This window comes from Bradyrhizobium sp. HKCCYLRH2060 (assembly GCF_051168135.1).
GTDB lineage: Bacteria > Pseudomonadota > Alphaproteobacteria > Rhizobiales > Xanthobacteraceae > Bradyrhizobium.
On record NZ_JBNPUK010000023.1, the window covers coordinates 51,571 to 75,085 of the forward strand.

Here is a 23,515-nt window from a genome sequence, read left to right on the forward strand (position 1 = left end):
ACAAGTCCTTTTCTTGTGTCTCGTAACCTGTTGATTTATCGAACATCGACGGGTCATATTTGCGCGATCCGCAACATCAGCAACAGGGATTTGGGGTGAGCATCGATCTAGGCGAGCGGCTGCGGTACGTTCGAGCGCGCCACAAGCTGTCGCAGCGCGAACTGGCCAAGCGCGCCGGCGTGACCAACTCGACGATTTCGCTGATCGAGTCCAACCAGATGAATCCGTCGGTCGGCGCGCTCAAACGCATTCTCGACGGCATTCCGATGGGACTGGCCGAATTCTTCGCCATCGAACCGAAGCGGCCACGCAAGGCGTTCTATCGCTCCGATGAATTGACCGAGATCGGCAAGAAACCGATCTCCTACCTCCAGGTCGGCGACAATCTGCTTGGCCGCAGCCTGCAGATCCTGAGGGAGCGGTACGAGCCGGGCAGCGACACCGGACGGGTGCTGCTCGTGCACGACGGCGAGGAAGGCGGGATCGTGATCAGCGGCCGGCTGGAGGTGACTGTCGAAGACGAACGCCGCATCCTCGATCCTGGCGACGCCTATTACTTCGAAAGCCGCCGCCCGCATCGATTTCGCTGCGTCGGCGCCACGCCGTGCGAAGTCATCAGCGCCTGCACGCCGCCGACGTTCTGAACGCCGGCAGGCCCCTCCCGGCCACAATGCCTTTCGTGCGTGGACCACCGGCCTGGGCATCTTCAGGCGATCTGCCAAAGATGGCAACGAACCCGTTTCATCTTTTCCAAAGCCGTGCGTCCGAAATGTCTCGACCGGTGGCCAATCTCTTCGGCAAAGCGGCAACCGCTGCCAGCATTCGTGCCGCCGGCGCTGCTCACAGCGCCCGCGGCAGTTGCAGTGTTGTTGAGACGCGTTATGCCGCAGCCTCGTAGTTGACCGCGGTCTCCGCGATCTTGGTCAGGCTTTCGTCCGTCTTGCGCTCTTCATTCAGCGTCTGGTCGAGCAGCTTGGCGGCCTTTGGCAGGTTGAGCTTGAGCGCCCAGGCCTTCAGGGTGCCATAGCGCGACATCTCGTAGTGCTCGACCGCCTGCGCTGCAGCAAGAAGGCCGGCGTCGAGCGCCTGCGTCCCCTTGTACTCGTCCATGATCTCCTTGCCCTCGTCGATGATGCCCTCGATCGCATCGCACTTCTTGCCGCGGGCAGGCTTGCCGATCAGCTCGAAAATCTGCTCGAGCCGCTCGATCTGGCCTTCGGTCTCCTCCTGGTGCTTCTCGAACGCCGCCGCCAGCTTCTCCGACTGCGCCGCCTTGGCCATTTTCGGCAACGTCTTCAGGATCTGCTTCTCGGCGTAGTAGATGTCCTTGAGGGTATCGAGGAAGAGCTCGTTGAGGTCTTTGTCGGCAGGCATGGTGTGCTCCCTGAATTGTGTGAGCCGACAACCGGAAAGCCACACCCTGGTTCCTGCCGCGGACTACCGCTTCACGAAAATCCTGTCCGGAGCGGTGCCGATCGGGCGCGAGCCCCTTGTAACAAAACTGTCACCCGGCAAAACTAAAGCTCTTCCCTGCGGCGAGACGCCGCGATTCCGCCGATTGCTTTTCAGGAGTTTTCAATGCGCCGCCCGCTCGTGCTGCTGTGCGCCGGACTGACCCTGCTGTCGTCCAGTGCCGCTTTTGCGCAGAACGCCACGCCCCATAACCTGATCCTGTTCATTCCCGACGGCCTGCGCGCGCTGAAGGTGACGCCGGAGACGGCGCCGGCCATGGCCGCCGTTCGCGACAAGGGCGTCAACTTCAAGAATTCGCACTCGCTGTTTCCGACCTTCACCATGGCCAATGGCTCGGCCATGGCGACCGGCCATTATCTCGGCGACACCGGCACGTTCTCGAACACGATCTTCACCGGCTACACCTCGGCGCCGGCCGGCAACACTGTCGTGCCCTTCATCGAGAACGACGCCGTGCTCGGCGACATCGACGAGCATTTCAACGGTGACTACCTCAACGAGGACACCATCCTGAAGCTCGCCCGCAAGGCCGGCTATTCGACCGCCGCGATCGGCAAGCTCGGCCCGACCTATCTGTTCGACCACACCGGCTGCCCTTGCAAGCCGGGCGCGAGCTCCTCGATCGTGATCGATGACTCCACCGGCAACAAGAACGGCGTGCCGATCACCGACGAGATCAAGGACGCCCTGACCAAGGCCGGCCTGGCGCTGGCGACGCCGTCACGCGGCGACAACGGCAAGGCGGGCGACGCCAAGACGCCGGGCACGACCACAGCCAACGTCGCCCAGCAGGCCTATATGGTCGACGTCGCCACCAAGGCGGTGCTGCCGATGTTCAAGGCCCGCAACAAGCCGTTCGTGCTGGTGTTCTGGTCGCGCGACCCGGACGGCAGCCAGCACAATCACGGCGACAGCCTGAACACCATCACGCCGGGCATCAACGGCCCGACCTCGATGGCCGGCATCAAGAACGCCGACGACAATCTGGCCGCGCTGCGCAAGGCGCTCGATGATCTCGGCCTGGCGGCCTCGACCAACATCATGGTCCAGGCTGACCACGGCTTCTCGACCATCTCCAAGGAGAGCAAAACGAGTCCCTCCGCCAAGGTCAGCTATGACGACACGCCGAAGGACTTCCTGCCGATGGGCTTTCTGGCGCTCGACCTCGCCAAGGCGCTCGACCTGCCGCTGTTCGACCCGAACGACAAGAACGCGGCGGTGCCCGAAGGCAAGCACCCCAAGGCCGGCAATGGCGTGCTCGGCAAGGACCCGGCCAAGCCCGATCTCGTCGTCGCCACCAACGGCGGCTCCGACTTGATCTATTTGCCCAACAACGACAGGAAGCTCGCCCGCCGCACCGTCAAGGCGCTGCTGGCGCAGGACTACGTCTCCGGCATCTTCGTCGACGACAAGCTCGGCGAGATCCCGGGCACCTTGCCGCTGTCGCAGATCAACCTGCAGGGCAAGGCGGTGACGCCGCATCCGGCGATCGTGGTCAACTTCCGCACCTATGTCGCGCCGGGTTGCGACCAGCCGTCCAACTGCCAGGTCGAGGTCGCCGACACCGTGCTGCGCCAGGGCCAGGGCATGCACGGCTCGTTCGGCCGCGGCGATACCTACAACTTCATGGCGGCCATCGGTCCGGACTTCAAGGCGGGCTTCGTCGATCCGCTGCCCGTCAGCAACGCCGATGTCGGCGCCACCGCCGCCAGGCTGCTCGACCTCAAGGTCGCTCCGAAGGGCAGGCTGATCGGCCGCGCCATGACCGAGGCGATGCCGAACGGCGCGACGCCAAAGGCTGTGTCGGACGTCGTCAAATCGGACCCGGGAGCCGGCGGCCTGCGCACCGTGCTGAAGCTGCAGCGCGTCGGCACCCAGCGCTATTTCGACGCCGCCGGCTTCCCCGGCCGCACCGTGGGGCTGGATGACGAGGCGCCGAAGCAGAAGGCCGCGGCGAAGTAGTCAGTCGATCGCCAGTACTTCCATGCGATCACCGGAGTGCCCCGCGAAAGCGGGACACTCCTGTTTCGATCAAACGCGATGCCGTAGCCCGGGTGAGCGCAGCGATACCCGGGGACACTTTTCCCGCATGTCGCTTCGCTCATGCGGGCTACGGCTATCTCCTCGCCGACGGAGTGTGGTCCACTTACTCACCGCGCGACGTCGAGCGTCACACGGACCTCGACGGTCTTGCCGCCGCGGAGCACGCGCAGCACGACCCGATCACCGGGGGACTTGTTCTCCAGCGCGCGCGTCATGTCCTCGGGCGACTCCACCGCCTGCCCGTCGACCGCCAGCACGACATCGCCGAGCGCGAAGCCGCCGTCTCGCGTCAGCCTCGCCGGAACGAGCCCCGCCTTCTCGGCCGCCGAATCCTGCTCGACATCGAGCACGAACACGCCGGACAGGCCGAGCCGCGCCGACAGCGCCTCGTTGGCCTTGGGATCGGTGCGGATGCCAAGGCTCGGGGTGACGTAGCGGCCGCTCACGATCAGGCGCGGCACGACCCGGTTGACCCTGTCGACGGGCACGGCGAAGCCGATACCGGCAGAGGCGCCCGAGGGGCTGTAGATCGCGGTGTTGACGCCGATCAGCCGTCCCGCGCTGTCGAGCAGCGGGCCGCCGGAATTGCCCGGATTGATCGCGGCATCGGTCTGGATCAGTCCCCTCAGGGTGCGGTCCTGCGTGACCTGAAGGTTGCGGTTGAGCGCCGAGACGATGCCGGTGGTGAGCGTGCTGCTGAGACCGAACGGATTGCCGATCGCGAACACCTTCTGCCCGACCTTGAGGTCGGCGCTGGTGCCGAGCGGCAGCGGCTTCGGCCGGTCGACGCCGACGCCGATCACGAGCACCGCCAGATCGTTCTCCGGACTGGCGCCGACCAGCGCGGCGCGGAACGAGCGTCCGTCGGTCAGGCTGACCAGCGCCTCGGTGGCGCCTTCGATGACGTGATAGTTGGTGACGACGTGGCCGAGGTCGTCCCACACGAAGCCCGAGCCGGTGCCGGAGCGCTCCTGCTGCGAATTGCCGGTCCACGGGTTGACCGATTGTTGAACGGTCGTGATGAAGACGACCGAGCCGCTGCGGCTCTCGAACAGCGCGATCGTGCTCTTCTCGTCGGCGGCGAGATCGCCGCGCGGCGTGATCTCGCGGGGCTTGGCGCGCATCCCGAGCAGCTCGGCCTGGATCAGCGGAAAGGTCTGCCAGGCCATCATGAGCAGCAGCGCCGTCGCCGCCACCGCGAACAGACGCGCGGCGAAGCTCCATCGGCTCATCTCGACATTCTCCGTGTTCGGTCGCATCATCGCCGATTGATTCACCGGCCGGGCGGCGCCATCAAGAGCCGTGATGCGATCGCCGCCGGTCAGAAAGACCGGTCAAAACGAAAAGAGCGCGATGAGATCATCGCGCTCGTCGAACTCATGCGGCTGGATGAACGCGACGCGCCTACATCCCGATGTCGATCATCGAGGGCAGTTGCGCCAGCGGCAGCACGGTGACGCCGACCAGGGTCGCGACCATCGCCATCAGCGCGCGGTTGCCCTGGCGCTTGCCGCGCATCTGCTTGGCGACCCATTCCAGCGCATCGGTGCGAATGCCCCGCGCATTGATCGGAGCCCAGCTCTCGATCGCGGTCTCCGGCGACAGCGCCACGCTGCGCGGCGGCACCGGCAGGCCGGAGGCGGCCGCGGTGTGATGCGCCACCGCCTTGGCGAGCAGATCCTCGAAACGGCCGTCGTCCTTGCGCTCGGTTGCGGCGGCATCGATCGCGAACAGCGCCTCGGCCTCGGCGCGGCTGACCGGCGCGTCGTTGATCGCGGCGGCGCTCAGAATGCGCGCGCACCAGGCCGCGTCATCGGCATCGAGCACGCGGGAGAAATGCACGCGTCCCGCGGTGGTCGGCCCCTCGCCGGTGATCACGCCGTCGCGCACGATGCCGAGCGCGAGAGCAGCGGTCTCACAGGAGGACGGTTCGAGACCATCGATGCCGATGGTTTTTGGTGCAGAGGTAGCCATGTTCTCTTCTCAGTTGCTGTGTTGACCCACCTTGTCGGCGCCCGTCTGAACGAGTGGTTAACGGTTCGAAACGGTGCTGTGGGTTTTTGTATCGGTTGCCGATTTGCCGCAGTGACCTCGATCACGGTTCAAAGCCGTGGGGCGTCAGGGGGCGGCGTGTTGCGACCAGCAGATGGCGAAATCTGGGCAAGCGGTCGTCTGACGGATGTTTCGCCGCAGCCCGGGAACTCAAAAGAAGTTGTTGGCCTCGTGAGCTTTGGGGCAATTATCTTCTCTTTTCCGTCAGCCGGTTCCCTTTCGCGGCGGTATTTCCTATACTGTTTGGAAGATTTATTCCCACCACGTGCAATGAATTGAGGACTGCCATGGCTCTCCAGATCGGCTCCACTGCCCCCGACTTCGAGGCAGACACCACCGAAGGCAAGATCAAATTCCACGACTGGATCGGCGACAGCTGGGCGCTCCTGTTCTCGCATCCGAAGGATTTCACCCCGGTGTGCACCACCGAGCTCGGCGCGCTCGCCCGGCTGAAGCCGGAGTTCGACAAGCGCGGCGTCAAGCTGATGGGCCTGTCGGTCGACCCGGTCTACAACCACGCCAAATGGTCGGAGGACATCCGCGAGACGCAGGGCGCGGCGCCGAACTATCCGATGATCGGCGACACCGACTACAACGTCTCGAAGCTCTACGACATGCTGCCGGCGGCGATCTCCGGGGACCCGTCCAAGCGCAGCGCGGCCGACAACCAGACCGTCCGCAACGTCTTCATCATCGGCCCGGACAAGAAGATCAAGCTGATCCTGGTCTACCCGATGACCACCGGGCGCAACTTCCAGGAAATTCTCCGCGTCATCGATTCGCTGCAGCTCACGTCGAAGCACCGCGTCGCCACCCCCGCCGACTGGAAGCAGGGCGAGGACGTCATCATCGCCGGCTCGGTGTCCGACGACGAGGCCAAGACGATCTATCCGAACGGCTGGAAGGCGCCGAAGCCCTATCTGCGCGTCGTGCCGCAGCCGAAGTGAGGTCGGCAACCGACGTTTGACGACGTCATCCCGGGACGCCTCGCAGAGGCGGACCCGGGATTTCGATTGACTGGGCCTCGACTCCAAGCGCTTCGGGCCGATGCCACTTCAGGCCCGCGGCGTCGCCCAGTCGGCGATCAGCAACCCCACCGTCGCCGATACCGCCGTGACGAACACGCCCCAGCTGATGTCGACCGCCACCACCGTCCAGGTCCACTGCTTGAGCATCGCGAGCGAGGTCAGCTCGAAGGTCGCGTAGCAGAACAGCCCGAACAGCGCGCCATAGAGCAAGGTCGAGCGCCAGGTCGCATCAAGCGTGCCGCTGACGAAGATCAGAACGCCCACGACATAGAGCAGATAGAACAGCACCGCCGGCACGGGACGAATCTCGCCGAGCATCTCGCCGACCTGCGACTGGAAGAAGCCCTTGGCGACGATGCTCAGGAACGGGATGTCGAAGCCGAGCAGCACGGCCAGGGTTGCAAAATACAGGACGGCGTAGCGGCTCAAGGACGGCTCCTCCTTCACGTTTCACGCACTGCCGTCGGCGCGGGATCGGCCGGTGCCGTCAGCCGCGACGCTTGGTCTTGGGCTTCTTTCCACCAGGCGCCTTCGACCGTGGGCTATGAGACGGAAACGCCGGTCCGCCACGGCTGGACTTGTCGCCGTGCTTCTTTTTCTTCGTGAACGCCTGGGCATGGCCGGACTTCGACGGCGGAGCGTCGTGATGCGCCCTGCTCCGCGGCGGAGTTTCCTTGTCCCGGCGAGGCTGATCGCGATGCAGCGGATGGTAGGCGCTTTCCTCTGCCTGGCGCCGTGGCTCGGCCTCGCGCCGCGCCGCCCGCTTCTCCGGACGCGGTTTGTCGGCGGCCCCCTGCCCCGACGGCGCAGCCGCCAGCGGCTCGATGCGGATCGTATCCTCCTTGTCGGGACGGCGGATGTTCGCCGCGAAGGCGTCGGCGACGCGCGCGGCAATCTCGAACTCGGTCGTCGTGTCCTGGATCTTGATGGCGCCGATGTCGTGCTTGTCGATGCCGCCGCGACGGCAGATCATCGGCAGCAGCCAGCGCGCTTCCGCATTCTTCCTGCGCCCGATCGCCGCCCGGAACCAGACGCTCGGCTCGCCCATGCCGTGGCGCGCCGACGGCTTCCCGGTCTTCGTTCGGGGCGACGGTGGCCGCTCCTCGCCGCGCGCCGGCCGGGCGGTGTCGCGACCACGATCCTGGCGCGGGCGGCCGCGATCCTGGCCCGGATCGAGAATGTCCTCGGGTGACGGCAGCCGCGCGCGATAGAGCCGCGCCAATGCGGCGGCGATGTCCTCGGCCGACCGCTCCGCCAGCAGCGCCTGCGCGAGCGCCAGATCCTCCGCCGTCGTCTCCTCGGTGAACACCTGGTCGTGCAGCATGCGCTCCTGATCGAGCTTGCGGATCTCGTCAGCCTGCGGCGCCGCGCCCCAGGCGGCCTCGATGCCGGCGAGGTTCAGCAGCGTTTCCGCCCGCCGCCGCCGCGCCGGCGGCACCAGCAGCACGCTGACGCCCTTGCGGCCGGCGCGGCCGGTGCGGCCCGAGCGATGCTGCATCACCTCGGGATCGTTCGGCAGCTCGGCGTGGACCACAAGGTCGAGCTTCGCGAGATCGATGCCGCGTGCCGCGACGTCGGTTGCCACGCACACCCGCGCGCGCCCGTCGCGCAGCGACTGCAGCGCCGTGGTCCGCTCGTTCTGGGTGAGCTCACCCGACAGCGCGACGACGGAAAAACCGCGCTCCAGCAGCGCCGCCTGCAGATGACGCACCGCCTCGCGGGTGTTGCAGAATACGATCGCGCTCGGCGACTCGTAGAAGCGCAGCACGTTGACGACCGCATGCTCGACATCGTCGGCGGCGATGCGGATGGCGCGGTACTCGATGTCGGCATGCCCGCCTTCATCGCCCTCGACCTCGATCCGGAACGCGTCGTCCTGATACTGCTTCGCCAGCGCCACGATGCCGCGCGGAAAGGTCGCCGAGAACAGCAGGGTCCGGCGCGTCTCCGGCGTGGTCTCGAGAATGAACTCCATGTCCTCGCGAAAGCCGAGATTGAGCATCTCGTCGGCCTCGTCGAGCACCACGGCCTTCAATTCCGAGATATCGAGCCGCCCGCGCCGCAGATGATCGCAGAGACGCCCGGGCGTACCGACCACGATATGGGCGCCCGCCTCGAGCTCGCGCTGCTCGCGGCGCGGATCCATGCCGCCGACGCAGGAGACGACGCGCGCACCGGCGTGCTGATAGAGCCAGCCGAGCTCGCGCTGGACCTGCAGCGCCAGCTCGCGCGTCGGCGCCACGATCAGCGCCAGCGGCGCCGCCGCCGGCGCGAACCGTTCGGCGTCACCCAACAGATTCGCCGCCATCGCCAGCCCATAGGCGACGGTCTTGCCAGACCCCGTTTGGGCCGACACCAGGAGGTCGCGATCGACGGCGTCGTCCGCGAGCACCGCGAGCTGGACGGGCGTGGGAGTCTCATAGTTGCGCTCGGCCAGGGCGCGGGCGAGCGGCGGATGGGTCGCGGGAAAGGGCAATTGACGGAAAACCTCGTTTGATTCCGATGGCTTTACGCCATGCGGAGCGAAATCGCCATGCCCGCCCGCACCCAATCAACGCGGCGCTCCCCGGCCCCCGCTACGCCGCTACTCGTCGCTCCACGGCCAGTGCCAGTGACGCCAACCCCAGTTGCGGGGCCCGCTGCTGTCCATCGCCGCCTTCTGCTTGTCGTCGAGCGAGTCGTAGAGCGCCTGGAACGCTGGCCGGACGATCTTGATCGCCTGCTGCATCGTGTCGAGGCGCTGCTCCGCCAGCGCGAGGCGGTCGGTCGCCTTGGCCGGCGGCGTCGCCGGGCAGTCCTTCGTGATCAGCTCCGCAGCTTTGGCCGATGCCGCCTTGAGATCATCGAGCCGCGCCCGCTGCGTGTCGTTCGGCTTGATGGCCGCCTCGATCTGCGACATCCGCCATTCGGCAAATCCGGCCATGCGGGGATTGCAGAGGAAGCCGAACCCTCGGCCGCCCATCATCCCCGGCCCCATCATCATGCCCGGCCCCCAACCCGGTCCGCCTGCGCCCGGCTGGGCAAGGCCCGGGGCGGCGGTGACGGTCACGATTGCGGCTGCGAACACCAGCGCGCGTGGATCTAATCGCATGGCAGAACTCCTCGACGTGGCACCAATGAGTTCGCGCAAACTAAGCGCACGGCGAACTTGCCTTTTGAGCAAGATCAACGGACCAATGATGGGCGACGGCCAAATTGAGGAGATGACAACGATACGCAGCTATCGCTGGATATGGACGTCGGCGGTCGCATCGGGCTGCGGGACGTTGGCTCATATAGGCGTGATGGAGCTCAAGAGCGGGCTTCACCTGTTGCCGCAGTTCGATCCCGCCTCGGCGCTGCTCGATACGCTCCAGCCCCTGTTCGCCCGAGCGATGCAGGACGGGGCGCCGCTGTGGCTGCTCTCGCAGCTCAACGGAGCCTTCCTGATCGGCCTGCTGTTCGGGCGCTTCTTCCACCGCCTGCCCGGCGGCAGCGGTGTCGCCAAAGGCTTCCTGCTCGGGCTCGCCGGCTGGCTGCTGCTCGGAATCGTGTTGTTTCCCGCCATCGGCCTTGGACCGTTCGCAACGTCGCTCGGGCTGGGCGCCGGCCCGGCGCTGTTCTCGCTGGCGATGGTCGAGGCGTATAGCGTCGTGCTGGGCGCCGTGTATGCGGCTCTGCAGGGACCGGATCAGAAGATCGAGGTCGGCCGCGGAGACGGCGGTCACGTCTGAGCGCCGCCGGGAGGGACCCCTGGCGTCATTTCGAAAAGACCGAATTTTTTTCTTTCGTTTTCTCGTAACTCATGTATGATCCGCGTCGTCCTGCCCATGCAGAGGGACGTACGCGTCGTCACGAACGTCGGTGCGGGATGCGGTGGCCGCGATTCATGCCGGACGCGCATTTCGCGCAGACGACCGGCATGATTGCGGACGTGAAGTCGCAGCGTCCCGATACCCCGAAGCTGGTATCACGCTCGTGACGATGCTTGCGCATCGCGCGGACAATGGTGGCCAACAAGCCGGCGCACCAGGGAGACTGCGTATAAGCGTGAAGACCACCGCGCAGGGAATGCCGGAGTGTTCGGCTTTGCCTGTGGTACCTGCCGCCTGCATTTTTTTCGCAGGCGGGCCATGGGTGAGGCCTTCACCCGGCATTCCCTGCACCCTCTCGTTTGCGGAGGGTGAGCAAGCAGCAGAAACTCGGGCCCATCGTGCCGCGGGAATGCGAAGTCATGTTTGGCGCGTTCGATCAACACACGGTGTCATTCCGGGGCGCCCGCACGGCGAGCCCCGGAATGACGTTGTGGAGATGATCGTCGGTCTCACGCCAATCGTCGCGCGTGGCGACATGACGGTGTCGCAAACAACAGCAAGCCGATCGGCCAAGTTGATCGCCCATCGCACCGCGACCTCAAGTCCGCACCGCAGCAAACGCAGAGCAGCAAACTGCATACCCGCTGGCGCAATGGCATGGGACTTGCTCAAATCGCACATCAGTTCGTCGCTTGCGGAGACATGGAATGCTTGAAGGAGCCGAAGTCCGGCTGGCCGTCGATATCGGGGGCACGTTCACCGATATCGTTCTCGACATCGGTACGCAGCGCCGGACGCGCAAGCTGCTGACCACGCCGACGCAGCCGGAGCAGGCCGTGCTGGACGGCACCCGTCTCATTCTCGCCGACGCGAAGGCGCGCATCTGCGACATCGATGTCTTCATTCACGGCACCACGCTCGCGACCAATGCCATCATCGAGCGCCGCGGCGCCAGGACCGCACTGATCGCAACGTCCGGCTTCCGCGATGTTCTGGATATTGGAACCGAGAGCCGCTACGACCAGTACGATCTCTCGATCGACAAACCGAAGCCGCTGGTGCCGCGCTCCCTGCGCTTCACCGTGCCCGAGCGCGTTGATGCCCACGGAGACGTCAGACTGCCGCTCGACGAAGCGGCGGTGCGCGCGCTGGTGCCGCAGTTGCGCGCCCTCGATGTCGCCAGCATCGCCGTCGCCTTCCTGCACGCCTACGCCAATCCCGCGCATGAGCGCCGCGCTGCCGAGATCCTGACCGAGGCGATGCCTGATGTCTCGGTCACTTTGTCCTCGGCGGTCTGTCCCGAAATCCGGGAATACGAACGCACCTCGACCGCGGTCGCCAACGCCTATGTGCAGCCGTTGATGGACAGCTATCTCGCGCGCATGGAGCGGGCGCTGCAAATCGAGCAGTTCCGCGGCGCGATCTATCTCGTCACCTCGGGCGGCGGCGTCACCTCGATCGCCACGGCGCGCCGCTTCCCGGTGCGGCTCGTCGAATCCGGTCCCGCTGGCGGCGCGATCTTCGCCGGCCAGATCGCAGCTACGCTCGGCGAGCGCAAGGTGCTGTCGTTCGACATGGGCGGCACCACCGCCAAGATCTGCCTGATCGAGAATTTCGAGCCGGAGAGCTCGCGTGTGTTCGAGGTCGACCGTGCCGCGCGGTTCCTCAAAGGCTCGGGCCTGCCGGTGCGCATCCCCGTGATCGAGATGGTCGAGATCGGCGCCGGCGGCGGCTCGATCGCGCGCATCGATGCGATGAAGCGCGTCACCGTGGGCCCGGAGAGCGCCTCTTCCGAGCCGGGTCCGGCCTGCTACGGCCGCGGCGGCCAGCGCCCGGCGGTCACCGATTCCGATGTCGCGCTCGGCATGATCGATCCCGACGCGTTTGCCGGCGGCACCATCAGGCTCGATCCCGAACTGTCGAAACAGGCCCTGCTCCGCGACGTCGGCGCCCCGCTCGGCCTCGATGCGGAGACCGCTGCCTACGCCGTGCATGAGGTCGTCTGCGAGAATATGGCGAGCGCGGCCCGCGTCCATGCCGTCGAGCGCGGCGCCGTGATCGGCCAGCACACGCTGATCGCCTTCGGCGGCGCCGCGCCGCTGCATGCCGCGCGCGTCGCCGAGAAGATCGGCGTCGCCAGGGTGGTCGTGCCGTCGAACGCCGGCGTCGGCTCGGCCGTCGGCTTCCTCGCGGCACCGATCGCCTATGAGCTGGTGCGCAGCCGCCATGCGAGGCTCGATGATTTCGACACGGCGCTCGTCTCCACCCTGCTGCAGGAGATGGCCGATGAGGCCCGCGCGCTGGTGGAGCCTGGTGCGGCCGGCGCACCGTTGCGCGAGCGCCGCTCGGCTTTCATGCGCTATGTCGGCCAGGGCCACGAGATCAATGTCGAGTTGCCGAACCGCCCCCTGACGGCGGACGACCTGCCCACCCTGCGTACGACCTTCGAGGCCGGCTATGCCGCGCTGTTCGAGCGCCCGATCCCCGGTGCGGCGATCGAGGTCCTGAGCTGGTCGGTGCTCGCGACGACGGAAGCGCACCAACCGCCCGCCGTCACCGAGGTGCAGCGCAAGCCTGCGGGCAAGGCTGCGGGGCACCGCAGGTTCTTCGACGGCCGCGCCGGACGCTTCGTCGAGATCCCGCTGTATCGCCGCGAGCAGATGGCGCCGGGCGCGGTCATCGCCGGCCCCGCCGTGATCGCCGAGGACGAGACCTCGACTTTCATCTCCAACAGTTTTGACGCGCATATCGATGGTGCCGGCAGCATCGTCATGGAACGGAAGGCGGCCTGACAATGAGTCCATCACAGAGCAGCCTGATCGACTTGCAGATCATGTGGCACCGGCTGATCGCCGTGGTCGAGGAACAGGCCCAGGTGCTGCTGCGCACCGCCTTCAGCCCGATCGTGCGCGAATGCGGCGACCTCTCCGCCGGCGTGTTCGACCTGAACGGCCGCATGCTGGCGCAGGCCGTCACCGGCACGCCGGGCCACGTCAACTCGATGGCGGAGTCGGTGAAGCACTTCATCGCGCATTTTCCGATCCACACGATGAAGCCCGGCGATGCCTACATCACCAACGATCCCTGGATGGGCACCGGGCATCTCAACGATTTCGTCGTCACCACCCCCTGCTTCAAGGACGGCCAGCCGGTCGCCTTGTTCTCCTGCACCAGCCATCTGATGGATATCGGCGGCATCGGCTTCGGCCCCGACGGCACCGACGTATTCATGGAGGGGCTGTACATCCCGATGCTGAAGCTGATCGACCAGGGCGTCGTCAACGAGACGCTGATGGCCATGATCCGCGCCAACACCCGGCTGCCGGTGGACACCGAAGGCGACACCTATTCGCTCGCCGCCTGCAACGATGTCGGCTGCCAGCGCCTGGTCGAGATGATGACCGAGTTCGGCATCGCCTCGCTCGATACGCTCGGCGACTACATCTGCGACCGCTCGCGCGACGCCGTCCTGGCCGAGATCGCCAAGCTGCCCAAGGGCACCTGGCGCAACGAGATGGTGGTCGACGGCTATGATGCGCCTGTCACCCTGAAGGCGGCGCTGACGATCTCGGAGAACGGCATCCACGTCGACTTCGACGGCACCTCGCCCGCCTCGAAATTCGGTATCAACGTGCCATTGTCCTACACCACGGCCTACACGGTGTTCGGGCTCGGTTGCGTCGTGGCCTCCGCGATCCCCAACAATGCCGGCTCGCTATCGCCGCTGACCGTGTCGGCGCCATCGGGCGCGATCCTCAATGCGCCGAAGCCGGCGCCCGTCGCCTCGCGTCATGTCATCGGCCAGATGCTGCCCGACGTGGTGTTCGGCTGCCTGCGCCAGATCATCCCCGAGCGCGTGCCCGCCGAAGGCACGTCGTGTCTGTGGAATCTCAACGTCCGCGGCCAGACCCGCTCCGGCGCCGGCGGCAATTACGGGTTCTCGATGGCGGTGACGTCGAACGGCGGCACAGGCGCCCGTTTCGACAAGGACGGGCTGTCGGCTACCGCCTATCCCTCCGGCGTGCGCGGCACGCCGGTCGAGATCGCGGAGACGCAGACGCCGCTGATCTTCTGGCGCAAGGAGCTGCGGCCGGATTCCGGCGGCGCCGGCCGCACCCGCGGCGGCCTCGGCCAGATCATCGAGGTCGGCAGCGGCGTCGACGCGCCGTTCGACATCCTCGCCGCCTTCGACCGCATCGACCACCCGCCGCGCGGCCGCGACGGCGGCCACCATGGCGAAGCCGGCTATGTCGGGCTCGCGTCGGGCAAGAAGCTGCGTGGCAAGGGTTTTCAGACCGTGCCGCCGGACGACCGGCTGGTGGTGCTGACGCCGGGCGGTGCAGGCATCGGCGATCCCCGCGAACGCGCGGCGGAGCTCGTGCAGAGCGATGTCGAGAGCGGGCTGGTGTCGGCGGACAACGCGGCAAAGGTCTACGGGCAGGCGCGGTGAGATCTCATGCCAGTCGAAACATTGGTGGCCTCATGGTTCGAGACGCGTCGCAAGAGCGACGCTCCTCACCATGAGGGTTTAGCACCGCTATCGGTGCTGCACATTGACCATGAGGGGCGTCCTCATGGAGAGGATCAGCATCTGGCCGCGCAACGAGCCCTCATCCTGAGGAGCCCGCCGCAGGCGGGCGTCTCGAAGGATGGCCACGACCACACGGCTCGCCAAACCTCTTCCATTTCCCTTAGCTCAGCAACGAAGCGGAGACACTGATGATCACGCGACGGACGTTCACGGCAGGTGCAGCGGCGCTGCTCACGGCGAGCCAGGTCTCGACAAGGGCACGCGCGGCGACGACCAACTGGGACATGTCGACGGTCTGGCCCGAGGGCAACTTTCACACCCAGAACGCGATGGCCTTCGCCGAGGAGGTAAAGAAGCAGACCAACGGCGCCGTCAACATCACCGTGAAGGCAGGCGGTCAGCTCGGCTTCAAGGGCCCGGAGCATCTGCGCGCGGTGCGCGACGGTCTCGTCCCGCTCGCGGACGTGCTCAACATCCAGCAGGTCGGCGACGAGCCCTTCATGGGCGTTGAGAGCATCCCGTTCCTCGCCGGCTCGATGGACGAGCTCAAGGTGCTGCACAAATACGTGCGGCCTGAATATGAGAAGATCGCCGCGCGCAATAACCAGAAGATCCTCTACATCGTGCCGTGGCCGACGCAGTATCTGCACCTGAAGGTCAAGACATCAGACGTCGCCGGCCTGAAGAACATCAAGATCCGCGTGCCCGACAAGAACGCGGTCGACATGCTCAACGCCATCGGCATGGCCGCGGTCATGATCCCCTGGGGCGAGACGATCCCGGCACTGGCCTCCGGCGCCGTGGCGGGCGTCTCGACCTCCTCGGTCTCAGGGGTCGACGGCAAGTTCTGGGAATTCCTCAAATACGTCTACCCGACCAATCATGTGTGGTCGTCGCAGATGCTCAACGTGAACCTGGATTCCTGGAAGGCGCTGACGCCCGAGCAGCAGAAGACCGTCAGCGACATCGCCGCCAAGATGGAGCCGACCTTCTGGGCGAATTCGCTCAAGGCCGATGTCGACAGCCTCAACCGGCTCAAGGAAGGCGGCATGGAAGTGGTGCCGGTTTCGGATGCGATGATGACCGAGATCCGGGCCAAGACCGCGCCACAGATGGAAGCCTTCCTCAAGCGCGTGCCCGCTGCCGATCAACCGGTGAAGTCCTATCTTGCCGAGATGAAGCGTGGCTGACGCGATCGTGGAGCCGTCGCCGGGCGAACGGGCGAGCCTCAATGCAGCGGCGCCCGCGCCGCTGCGCATCCTGCTCGATGTCATCGACCGGCTGGGCCGGCTCGACGGCTGGATCGGCGGCGGCTGTCTGCTGACCTTGACGGCGCTGATGCTGGCCGAGGTGACGACGCGGGCGCTGTCGAACGTGCTGCCGTTCTTCCCGCCGACCATCTCGATCGCCTGGGAATACTCGTCCTATCTGATGGCGGCCTCGTTCACCTTCGGCGCGGCCATGACCTTGCGCGTCGGCGGCCATATCCGCGTGGTGCTGCTGCTCAAGAACGTGCCGGCGCCGCTGCAGCGCGCGCTGGAGGTGCTGGCCGCCGCCGCCGGCTTCGCCTTCATGGCGTTCCTGACGTCGGCGATGACCAAGTTCGCCTGGAGCTCCTTCGTCCGCGGCCAGGTCTCGACCTCCAGCGACACCCCGCTGTGGTTTCCGCAGGCCGTCGTCACCTTCGGCATGCTGCTCCTGACCCTGCAATTCCTCGCCCGCGCCATTCAGGCCGCGCTGGGACTGCCGCTGGAGGATCACCGCATGAAGGCGTCGCCGGTCGAATGAGAGAGCGTGCCCACGTCGCGACGATCGGTTCGCCGCGAGCAGCGGCCGCCGAACTACGCAGTTCTTGTCCATCAACTGATAGGCGAACTCTCACCCCGCACGCGGTGCGCCCCCTCTCCCCGTCCTTACGGGGAGAGGGTCGGGGTGAGGGGCAGCCGCGCGGGAAGTGCGTGCGGAGAGACCTGTACCCCCTCACCCGGATTGCATCTTGCGATGCAATCCGACCTCTCCCCGCAAGCGGGGCGAGGTCGAACCGCGCCTGCGGCACGACCATCGCGCATCACGGCGATGCCATTCGCGACGATCCCACCAGTTTGGGATTCGCAGGCCCCATCCCGCCCGCCTCCCTCACCGCGGACTCCCCCTCCCCATGACCATCGAAGTCGTCGCCCTGTTCGCCATCCTGTTCGCGCTGCTGGCCGGCGGCCTGTGGATCGGGCTCACGCTCGCCTTCACCGCGACCCTGCTGCTGGCGATGTTCCGCTCGATCCCGCTCGACAAGCTGCTTCCGCAATATGCCTGGAACATTCTCACCACCCAGGAGCTGCTGGCGCTGCCGCTGTTCATCCTGATGGGTGAGCTGCTGTTCCGGACGCGGCTGTCGCGCTCGCTGTTCCAAGGCCTGGCGCCATGGGCCGGGCTGCTGCCGGGCCGCCTGCTCCACGTCAACGTCATCGGCTGCACCATCTTCGCCGCGATCTCCGGCTCGTCGGCCGCAACGACGCAGGTGATCGGCCGGATGTCGCTCAACGAGCTGCTGCGCCGCGGCTATGCGCGCGACATCGCGGTCGGCTCGCTCGCGGGCGCCGGGACGCTCGGCTTCCTGATCCCGCCGTCGAACATCATGATCATCTATGGCGTGCTCGGCGACGTCTCGATCCTGAAGCTGTTCACCGCCGGCGTATTGCCGGGGTTGTTGCTGGCCGGCACCTTCATGGGCTGGGTGATGCTGCACACGACGCTGACGCCTTCGATGGTGCCAAAGGCGGAGGCGCAACTGTCGCAGGTGCCCTGGGCGGAGCGGTTCGCGGCGCTGAAGGATCTCGCCCCCGCCCTGTTCCTGATCGCCTGCGTCCTCGGCTCGATGTATGGCGGCCTGGCGACGCCGTCGGAGGCCGCCGCCGTCGGTGTGCTCGGCGCAGCGCTGGTGGCCTACTTCCAGGGCGCGATGTCGCGGCAGGTGGTGCGCGACGTGATGATCGGCTCGGTCATCACCTGCTCGATGATCGCCCTGATCGTGCTCGGCGCCTCGATCCTCGGCAACGCCGCGGCCTTCCTCGGCATTCCGCAAGCCGTGGCTACCTTCGTCAAGGGTCTCGGCCTGTCGCCGTTCATGCTGATCACAGTCCTGATCGTGTTCTACCTGATCCTCGGCTGCTTCCTCGACGGCTTTTCGATGATCGTGATGACCCTGCCGATCGTGCTGCCGATCGTGAAGGGCGCCGGCTTCGACGAGGTCTGGTTCGGGGTCTTCCTGGTGCTCGCGGTCGAGATGGCCCAGATCACGCCGCCGGTCGGTTTCAACCTGTTCGTGATCCAGGGCCTGACGGAGGACGGTCTCGGCTATATCGCCCGTGTGACCGCCCCCTATCTCGCCATCATGGTCGCCTTCGTGCTGCTGCTCACCCTCTTCCCGGGCATCGTGACGATCCTGCCAAGGCTGCTCTACGGATGAGCCGCGATGTCAGGCGGCGCGCATTCCGTCGAGGAACTTCTGCACCTCGGCCTTCAGCCGCAGGCTTTCGCTGGACAGCGCCTGGGCCGAGGCGAACATCCGGTTGGAGCTTTCGCCGGTCTCGCCCGCCCCACGCGCCGCGCTGCGGATGTTCTCGACGACCTCGGCGGTGCCGGTCGCGGCCGAGCGGACGCTCTGGGTGATGTTCTGCGTGGCGGCGCGCTGCTGTTCGACGGCGGCCGAGATCGAGGCAGCGATCCCGTTGATGCGCTCGATGGTCGAGCCGATTGCCTTGATGGCGTCGACCGATTCCTGGGTCACGGTCTGCATGTTGGCGATCTGGCTGGAGATCTCCTCCGTCGCCTTGGCGGTCTGGCCGGCAAGCGTCTTGACCTCCTGGGCGACCACCGCGAAGCCGCGGCCGGCATCGCCGGCACGGGCGGCCTCGATGGTGGCGTTGAGCGCCAGCAGGTTGGTCTGCTCGGCGATCGAGGTGATCAGCTTGACGACGTCGCCGATGCGGTTGCCGGCGTCGGACAGCTCCTTGATGCGCTGGTCGGTCGCGGTCGCCTGGTTGACCGCCTCGGCGGCGATGGCGTTGGACTCCTGCACGCGACGGATGATCTCGGCGATCGAGCCGGACAGCTCGTCCGAGGCAACGGCCGCGGTGCGGACGTGCTCGGAAGCGCTTTCCGAAGCGCCGGCCGAATGGCCGGACAGGTCGGCGGTGGTCCGCGCGGTCTGGGTGAGCTGGCGCGCCTCGCGCTCGAACTCGCCCGACGACGTCAAGACGTTCTCGATGATGCCGCCGATGCTGGCCTGGAAGGAATCGACGAAACGCTGCAGCTCGGCCTTGCGCTGCTCGACAGCCGCAGTGGCCGCGGCCGCCTGCTCCTCGCGCATCCGGCGCCGCTCGCTCGCGGCACTGCGGAACACGACCAGGCTGCGCGCGATCTCGCCAATCTCGTCGCTGCGGTCATCGGACTTGATCGCAACGTCCTCGCGCCCCTCAGCGATTGCGGTGAGCGCGTCGGTCACGGCGGCGAGAGGCTTGGTGACACGTCGCACCGCCAGCATCGTCAGGCCGAGCACCAGCAGCGCAGCGATCGCCGCGGCGACGACCATGGTCCGCATCGCCTGCGACAGCATGGCGTCGAGCTCGGCCATGGGCACGCCGACATAGAGAATGCCGATCACCTTGTCCGCCGGATTGGTGACGGGAAAATAAGCGGTCATGAACGACTTGCCGAACAGCGTCGCGGGGCCCTTGTAAGCCTCGCCGCGGCGCAGCAGCGCCTGCGCCGGATGATCCGCGGCAAGCTGGGTGCCCACGGCGCGGTCGCCATTCTCCTTCTTCACGTTGGTCGAACGGCGGACGAACTGTCCGCTGTCATCGACCACGAACAGCGTGGCGCTGCCGCCGACATAGGACACCGCGCGATCCACGATCGCATGATCCTTGATCTCGGGAATCGCCGGAATCTCGATGCGCGTAACGACGCCGTTCTGCACGCTGACTTTCGCGTCCTTGAACGTCTCGGTGAACGTCAGCGCAAAGGTGCGCAGATTGCCTTCGATGTCGCGCTTGGCGCGATCGGTGAAATCGGAGGACAGCGACCAGTACGCTGCGCCGACGACCAGGGCGGTATTCAGGGCGATCACGACAACGGCGCCGATCAGCGCCTTGGTGCCGAGCTTCAATTGGACGGACACGTCATAAACCTTCCAGGGGAACTGCAACTGAATCTCAAACTGCCCGTAGTTGGTTTCAAAGCAGTTATTTTCCGGAACGTAGAATACCGGAACTCACTATAAAAAACGGCAATAAGATACCTGATCATGTCCTCCTCCCCCATCATCGTATGGTTTCGCGAGAGCCTGCGGCTGTCTGACCACCCCGCGTTGCATGAAGCCGCGAAGTCGGGCGCTCGGATCGTTTGTAGTTACGTCCACGATCAGGAAAGCCCCGGGTTGCGTCCGCTCGGCGGCGCGTCGCGCTGGTGGCTCGCGCAATCGTTGCGTGCACTCCAGGCCGAACTACATTCGCTCGGCGCCGACCTCGTGATCCGGCGCGGACCCGCGGCCACCGCGCTCGGCGAGCTGGCGCGCCAGACCGGCGCGAGCGCGGTGTACTGGAACGATGTCGCGCAGGCCGCACCGCGCGTCGTCGCTGCCGATGTCGAAGCAGCACTCGCCGAGATCGGCGTCTCCTCGCGCGTGTTTCCCGACGACCTCCTGGTCGACCCAGCCGAGCTGCGCGGCAAGGATGGACGCGGCCCGCGCGTGTTCACGCCGTTCTGGAAGCGCGTGCTCGCTCTGGGCGATCCGCCGAAGCCGCTGCCGCGGCCGGCCCGGCTGTCGCACGCCTCGGGCGTCACGAGCCTGACGATCGACGAGCTCGCGCTCGAGCCGAGCAAGCCCGACTGGGCGGGCGGACTGCGTGCGACGTGGCAAGCCGGCGAGCGCGCGGCGCAGGCGCGCCTCGCCGGCTTTCTCGAAACGGCCGTGCAGACCTATGCCGCCAATCGCGACCGGCCCGACATCGAGGCGACCTCCCGGCTGTCGCCGCATCTGCGCTTCGGCGAGATCAGCCCGCGCCAGGTCTGGCACGCGGCGCGATTTGCCGCCGCCGAGCGCCCGGGTTCCGCCGCCGGCATCGACAAGTTCCTGAGCGAGCTCGGCTGGCGCGAGTTCAGCCGGCACCTGCTCTCCAACAATCCCGACCTCGCAATCCGCAATCTGCAGCCGGCCTTCGATGCCTTTCCCTGGGCCCAGGATGATGCGGCGCTGCAGGCCTGGCAGCGCGGGCGAACCGGTTATCCGATCGTCGATGCCGGGATGCGCGAGCTCTGGCATACCGGGAGCATGCACAACCGCGTCCGGATGGTCGCAGCCTCGCTGCTCGTGAAGCACCTGCTGATCGACTGGCGGCGCGGCGAAGAGTGGTTCTGGGACACGCTGGTCGACGCCGACCCGGGCAGCAATCCGGCAAGTTGGCAATGGGTTGCGGGATCGGGCGCCGATGCCGCGCCCTACTTCCGCGTCTTCAATCCCGTGCTGCAGGGCGAAAAATTCGATTCTCGCGGGACCTATGTCCGCCGCTGGGTCCCGGAGCTGGCACGCCTGCCGGCCGCGCTGATCCACCAGCCCTGGGCGGCGAAGCCGCTCGAGCTCGCCGAGGCCGCGGTTGCACTCGGCCGCACCTACCCGGCGCCGATCGTGGATCACAAGCCCGGGCGGGAGCGCGCGCTGGCAGCCTACGCGAGCTTGCGCACAAGTGATTAGTTGGGGCGCGCTTTGACAGCACGGAGAATCCAGCTATCGTCGCAGGGTTTCCAACAAATCGGGGGACCCGATATGGACGACACTCCACTCTCTGATCCGACCGTGACCGAGACCAGCATGCCCGCCGAGGCGCCGAAGGATCCGGTGACCGCGATGGCACCCAAGGCCCGGCGAGCGGCCAAGAAGACCGCGAAGAAGACCTCCAAGAAGGCTGCACCCAAGCGGGCCGCCGCCAAGGCCAAGAAGGTCGCGACCAAGAAGTCCGCCAAGAAGACTGCGAAGAAGACCGTGAAGAAGGCGGCCAAGAAAGCTGCGAAGAAGACGGCCAAGAAGGCCACCAAGAAAGCGGCCAAGAAGACGAAGAAGGCCAAGCGCTGATTCTGCCTGGCTCGGGACCGAAGGCGACTCGTCACCTTCGCTGCTGGTCTCGGCGAAACAATCCAGTGCCCGGTAGTGGGGACGATCTGGCGCTGGATTGTTTCGTTTGTCGCCGTTCGGTTGGGAGCCGGGACCTGGCATCCGCGGCGCGGCGCAGCAAACGGTGATGCCGCGCGGACGCGGGACCGGCTTGCGATCGGATTGCCGGCGGAGGTCTGCTTGGACAGAGAGATTCCGTGCGGGCGGTGCCCTCACCAGACGTCGGGACAGGGGTCGACGATTTTCCAGAGTTCGATGCCGTTCTTGATCCGCTTCATCTCGGTGGTGAGCCCGCCGTTGCGCCGGATCCAGTCCTTCACCGAATCGGGGTAATAGGACATCAGCTCGGACGTCCCCTCCACGCTGGTGACCTTGATGCCGAACGTGAACGCCTTGTCGTAATAGGCCTGGTGGAAGCCGAGGCTGGCCCTGGGCGTGACGCAGATCCTGTTGAGCGGCACAAAGCCGAAGACGAGCGTGCAGGCGGAATTGCAGATGCCGTCGATGATGACGCGCTGACGCGTTTCCCTGACGCGCTTGTACTTGGCCTTGTACTCTTCGATGTAGCCACCGTGATCGCGCGTAATGTGCAAATCCGCACGCGCCGGGCTAGCGGCGACCAGCAGGAGCAAGACGCTTGGGATCAGGCGATTCATGGACAGGACGGCAAACCCGGTCTTTTCTGGCGCTGTCGCGACAACGCCTCGGGCCCAATGCGCGACGGCACTTGCCGGACCTTGTCATGGTCTTCTTAAGCACGCGGAAAAGGCCAAAAATTTGACGGATTGTCGCCTTTTGCGCACCCTTTCCGCCACTTCCGCGTTAGGCTATCAGCCGGACGGCCGGCCTTGACGTCGTTTTCCGGAGAAGAGAAAAGTCATGAGCAAGCTCGCATCCCTCGCCGCCGCCTTGATCGTGTCGATTGCCGCCCTGGTGCCCACCACGTCCGAGGCGCGCAGCCATCATCGGCATCACCGCCACCACTACGGGCTGCCCTACACCGTCAGCTTCCTGCACAATTATGGCCCCGGCCCGCTGCCCGGCACCTTTGCGTTCTATGACGGTCCTTCCACCAACCACTGCTACCAGAGCTCGGCCGCCTATATCGGCCAGGACCGACGCCGGCATCCCTGCTTCTGACGCCATCCAAGGACGCCCGGCCAGCTTCGGCAAACGACCGTTGATATCCGACAGAGGCTGGCCTTGCCCATCCAAGTCTGGTATCCCGGTCACGCGGGAGATTTGGCCCGCATCGCGCGCTCGTAGCTCAGCTGGATAGAGCATCGGATTTCGATTCCGAGGGTCGGGAGTTCGAATCTCTCCGAGCGCGCCAGAGCCATTGACCAGCCTGCGCCCTGCTCCAGTGCGATCCGACCCTCCGGTCAGCCTGTCCAGATGACCTCCCAGGACGGCCGCAGTTTCGATGCCG

20 protein-coding genes and 1 tRNA gene are annotated in these 23,515 nt (G+C 66.2%); 13 read left to right on the forward strand and 8 right to left on the reverse strand.

Annotated features, from left to right (window positions below):
• Positions 1–95: 95 nt before the first annotated feature.
• Positions 96–644, forward strand: coding sequence for a cupin domain-containing protein (locus ACQR10_RS30630; protein ID WP_316182196.1), 549 nt, complete (start codon positions 96–98; stop codon positions 642–644).
• A gap of 235 nt (positions 645–879) precedes the next feature.
• Here ACQR10_RS30630 and ACQR10_RS30635 read toward each other — a convergent pair whose 3' ends face one another.
• Complete coding sequence (locus ACQR10_RS30635; RefSeq protein ID WP_316216083.1) at positions 880–1,374, reverse strand: ferritin-like domain-containing protein; 495 nt, start codon at positions 1,372–1,374, stop codon at positions 880–882.
• A gap of 204 nt (positions 1,375–1,578) precedes the next feature.
• Between ACQR10_RS30635 and ACQR10_RS30640 the strand changes: the two genes are divergently transcribed.
• A complete protein-coding gene (locus ACQR10_RS30640) occupies positions 1,579–3,435 on the forward strand; it encodes an alkaline phosphatase family protein (RefSeq protein ID WP_316216082.1) in 1,857 nt (618 codons plus the stop codon).
• Between the two features lie 188 nt (positions 3,436–3,623).
• On the opposite strand, the gene ACQR10_RS30645 is transcribed toward ACQR10_RS30640, so the two are convergent.
• Complete coding sequence (locus tag ACQR10_RS30645; protein ID WP_316216081.1) at positions 3,624–4,748, reverse strand: S1C family serine protease; 1,125 nt, start codon at positions 4,746–4,748, stop codon at positions 3,624–3,626.
• Between the two features lie 172 nt (positions 4,749–4,920).
• A complete protein-coding gene (locus tag ACQR10_RS30650; protein WP_315804904.1) occupies positions 4,921–5,490 on the reverse strand; it encodes a hypothetical protein in 570 nt (189 codons plus the stop codon).
• Positions 5,491–5,855: 365 nt separating this feature from the next.
• Here ACQR10_RS30650 and ACQR10_RS30655 point away from each other — a divergent pair, with 365 nt between their 5' ends.
• Positions 5,856–6,515: a peroxiredoxin gene (locus ACQR10_RS30655; RefSeq protein WP_434912185.1), complete on the forward strand. Its 660-nt coding sequence runs from the start codon at positions 5,856–5,858 to the stop codon at positions 6,513–6,515.
• Positions 6,516–6,623: 108 nt separating this feature from the next.
• Here ACQR10_RS30655 and ACQR10_RS30660 read toward each other — a convergent pair whose 3' ends face one another.
• The 3 genes from ACQR10_RS30660 to ACQR10_RS30670 all read right to left on the reverse strand — a co-directional run bounded on the left by ACQR10_RS30660 (position 6,624) and on the right by ACQR10_RS30670 (position 9,687).
• Positions 6,624–7,025, reverse strand: a complete 402-nt coding sequence (locus ACQR10_RS30660) for a DUF2177 family protein (RefSeq protein WP_316216080.1) — start codon at positions 7,023–7,025, stop codon at positions 6,624–6,626.
• A 58-nt stretch (positions 7,026–7,083) separates the two neighbouring features.
• Positions 7,084–9,072 (reverse strand): DEAD/DEAH box helicase, encoded by a 1,989-nt coding sequence (locus ACQR10_RS30665; RefSeq protein ID WP_316216079.1) that lies wholly within the window; start codon positions 9,070–9,072, stop codon positions 7,084–7,086.
• Between the two features lie 108 nt (positions 9,073–9,180).
• Entirely contained in the window at positions 9,181–9,687 is a 507-nt protein-coding gene (locus ACQR10_RS30670; protein WP_315804900.1) for a Spy/CpxP family protein refolding chaperone, read from the reverse strand.
• Between the two features lie 112 nt (positions 9,688–9,799).
• Here ACQR10_RS30670 and ACQR10_RS30675 point away from each other — a divergent pair, with 112 nt between their 5' ends.
• The 6 genes from ACQR10_RS30675 (at position 9,800) to ACQR10_RS30700 (ending at position 18,384) form a co-directional block, all read left to right on the forward strand.
• Complete coding sequence (locus ACQR10_RS30675; protein WP_434912186.1) at positions 9,800–10,309, forward strand: DUF6789 family protein; 510 nt, start codon at positions 9,800–9,802, stop codon at positions 10,307–10,309.
• Between the two features lie 788 nt (positions 10,310–11,097).
• Positions 11,098–13,182: a hydantoinase/oxoprolinase family protein gene (locus ACQR10_RS30680; RefSeq protein WP_316216078.1), complete on the forward strand. Its 2,085-nt coding sequence runs from the start codon at positions 11,098–11,100 to the stop codon at positions 13,180–13,182.
• A gap of 2 nt (positions 13,183–13,184) precedes the next feature.
• Positions 13,185–14,840 carry a hydantoinase B/oxoprolinase family protein gene (locus ACQR10_RS30685; RefSeq protein ID WP_315804897.1) on the forward strand — a complete coding sequence of 552 codons (1,656 nt, stop codon included), beginning with the start codon at positions 13,185–13,187 and terminating at the stop codon, positions 14,838–14,840.
• Positions 14,841–15,109: 269 nt separating this feature from the next.
• On the forward strand, positions 15,110–16,111 hold the full coding sequence (locus tag ACQR10_RS30690; RefSeq protein ID WP_315804896.1) for a TRAP transporter substrate-binding protein: 1,002 nt from the start codon (positions 15,110–15,112) through the stop codon (positions 16,109–16,111).
• Positions 16,104–16,709, forward strand: coding sequence for a TRAP transporter small permease subunit (locus tag ACQR10_RS30695; RefSeq protein ID WP_315804895.1), 606 nt, complete (start codon positions 16,104–16,106; stop codon positions 16,707–16,709). Before ACQR10_RS30690 ends, ACQR10_RS30695 begins: the two co-directional genes overlap by 8 nt.
• A 370-nt stretch (positions 16,710–17,079) precedes the next feature.
• Positions 17,080–18,384 carry a TRAP transporter large permease gene (locus ACQR10_RS30700; RefSeq protein ID WP_316216077.1) on the forward strand — a complete coding sequence of 435 codons (1,305 nt, stop codon included), beginning with the start codon at positions 17,080–17,082 and terminating at the stop codon, positions 18,382–18,384.
• 9 nt (positions 18,385–18,393) lie between these two features.
• Here the strand turns inward: ACQR10_RS30700 and ACQR10_RS30705 are convergent, their stop codons facing one another.
• Positions 18,394–20,097, reverse strand: a complete 1,704-nt coding sequence (locus ACQR10_RS30705; RefSeq protein WP_315804893.1) for a methyl-accepting chemotaxis protein — start codon at positions 20,095–20,097, stop codon at positions 18,394–18,396.
• A 126-nt stretch (positions 20,098–20,223) separates the two neighbouring features.
• On the opposite strand from ACQR10_RS30705, the gene ACQR10_RS30710 reads away from it, so the two are divergent.
• Both ACQR10_RS30710 and ACQR10_RS30715 read left to right on the forward strand, forming a co-directional pair.
• Positions 20,224–21,669, forward strand: coding sequence for a cryptochrome/photolyase family protein (locus tag ACQR10_RS30710; RefSeq protein ID WP_316216076.1), 1,446 nt, complete (start codon positions 20,224–20,226; stop codon positions 21,667–21,669).
• A gap of 72 nt (positions 21,670–21,741) precedes the next feature.
• A complete protein-coding gene (locus ACQR10_RS30715) occupies positions 21,742–22,047 on the forward strand; it encodes a histone (RefSeq protein ID WP_316216075.1) in 306 nt (101 codons plus the stop codon).
• Positions 22,048–22,298: 251 nt separating this feature from the next.
• Here the strand turns inward: ACQR10_RS30715 and ACQR10_RS30720 are convergent, their stop codons facing one another.
• Positions 22,299–22,742 (reverse strand): hypothetical protein, encoded by a 444-nt coding sequence (locus tag ACQR10_RS30720; RefSeq protein WP_315804890.1) that lies wholly within the window; start codon positions 22,740–22,742, stop codon positions 22,299–22,301.
• 223 nt (positions 22,743–22,965) lie between these two features.
• On the opposite strand from ACQR10_RS30720, the gene ACQR10_RS30725 reads away from it, so the two are divergent.
• Both ACQR10_RS30725 and ACQR10_RS30730 read left to right on the forward strand, forming a co-directional pair.
• The gene (locus ACQR10_RS30725) at positions 22,966–23,226 is read left to right on the forward strand and encodes a hypothetical protein (protein ID WP_316182112.1); all 261 of its coding nucleotides are present in this window, start codon (positions 22,966–22,968) and stop codon (positions 23,224–23,226) included.
• 116 nt (positions 23,227–23,342) lie between these two features.
• A tRNA-Arg gene (locus ACQR10_RS30730) sits at positions 23,343–23,419 on the forward strand.
• Positions 23,420–23,515 lie beyond the last annotated feature (96 nt).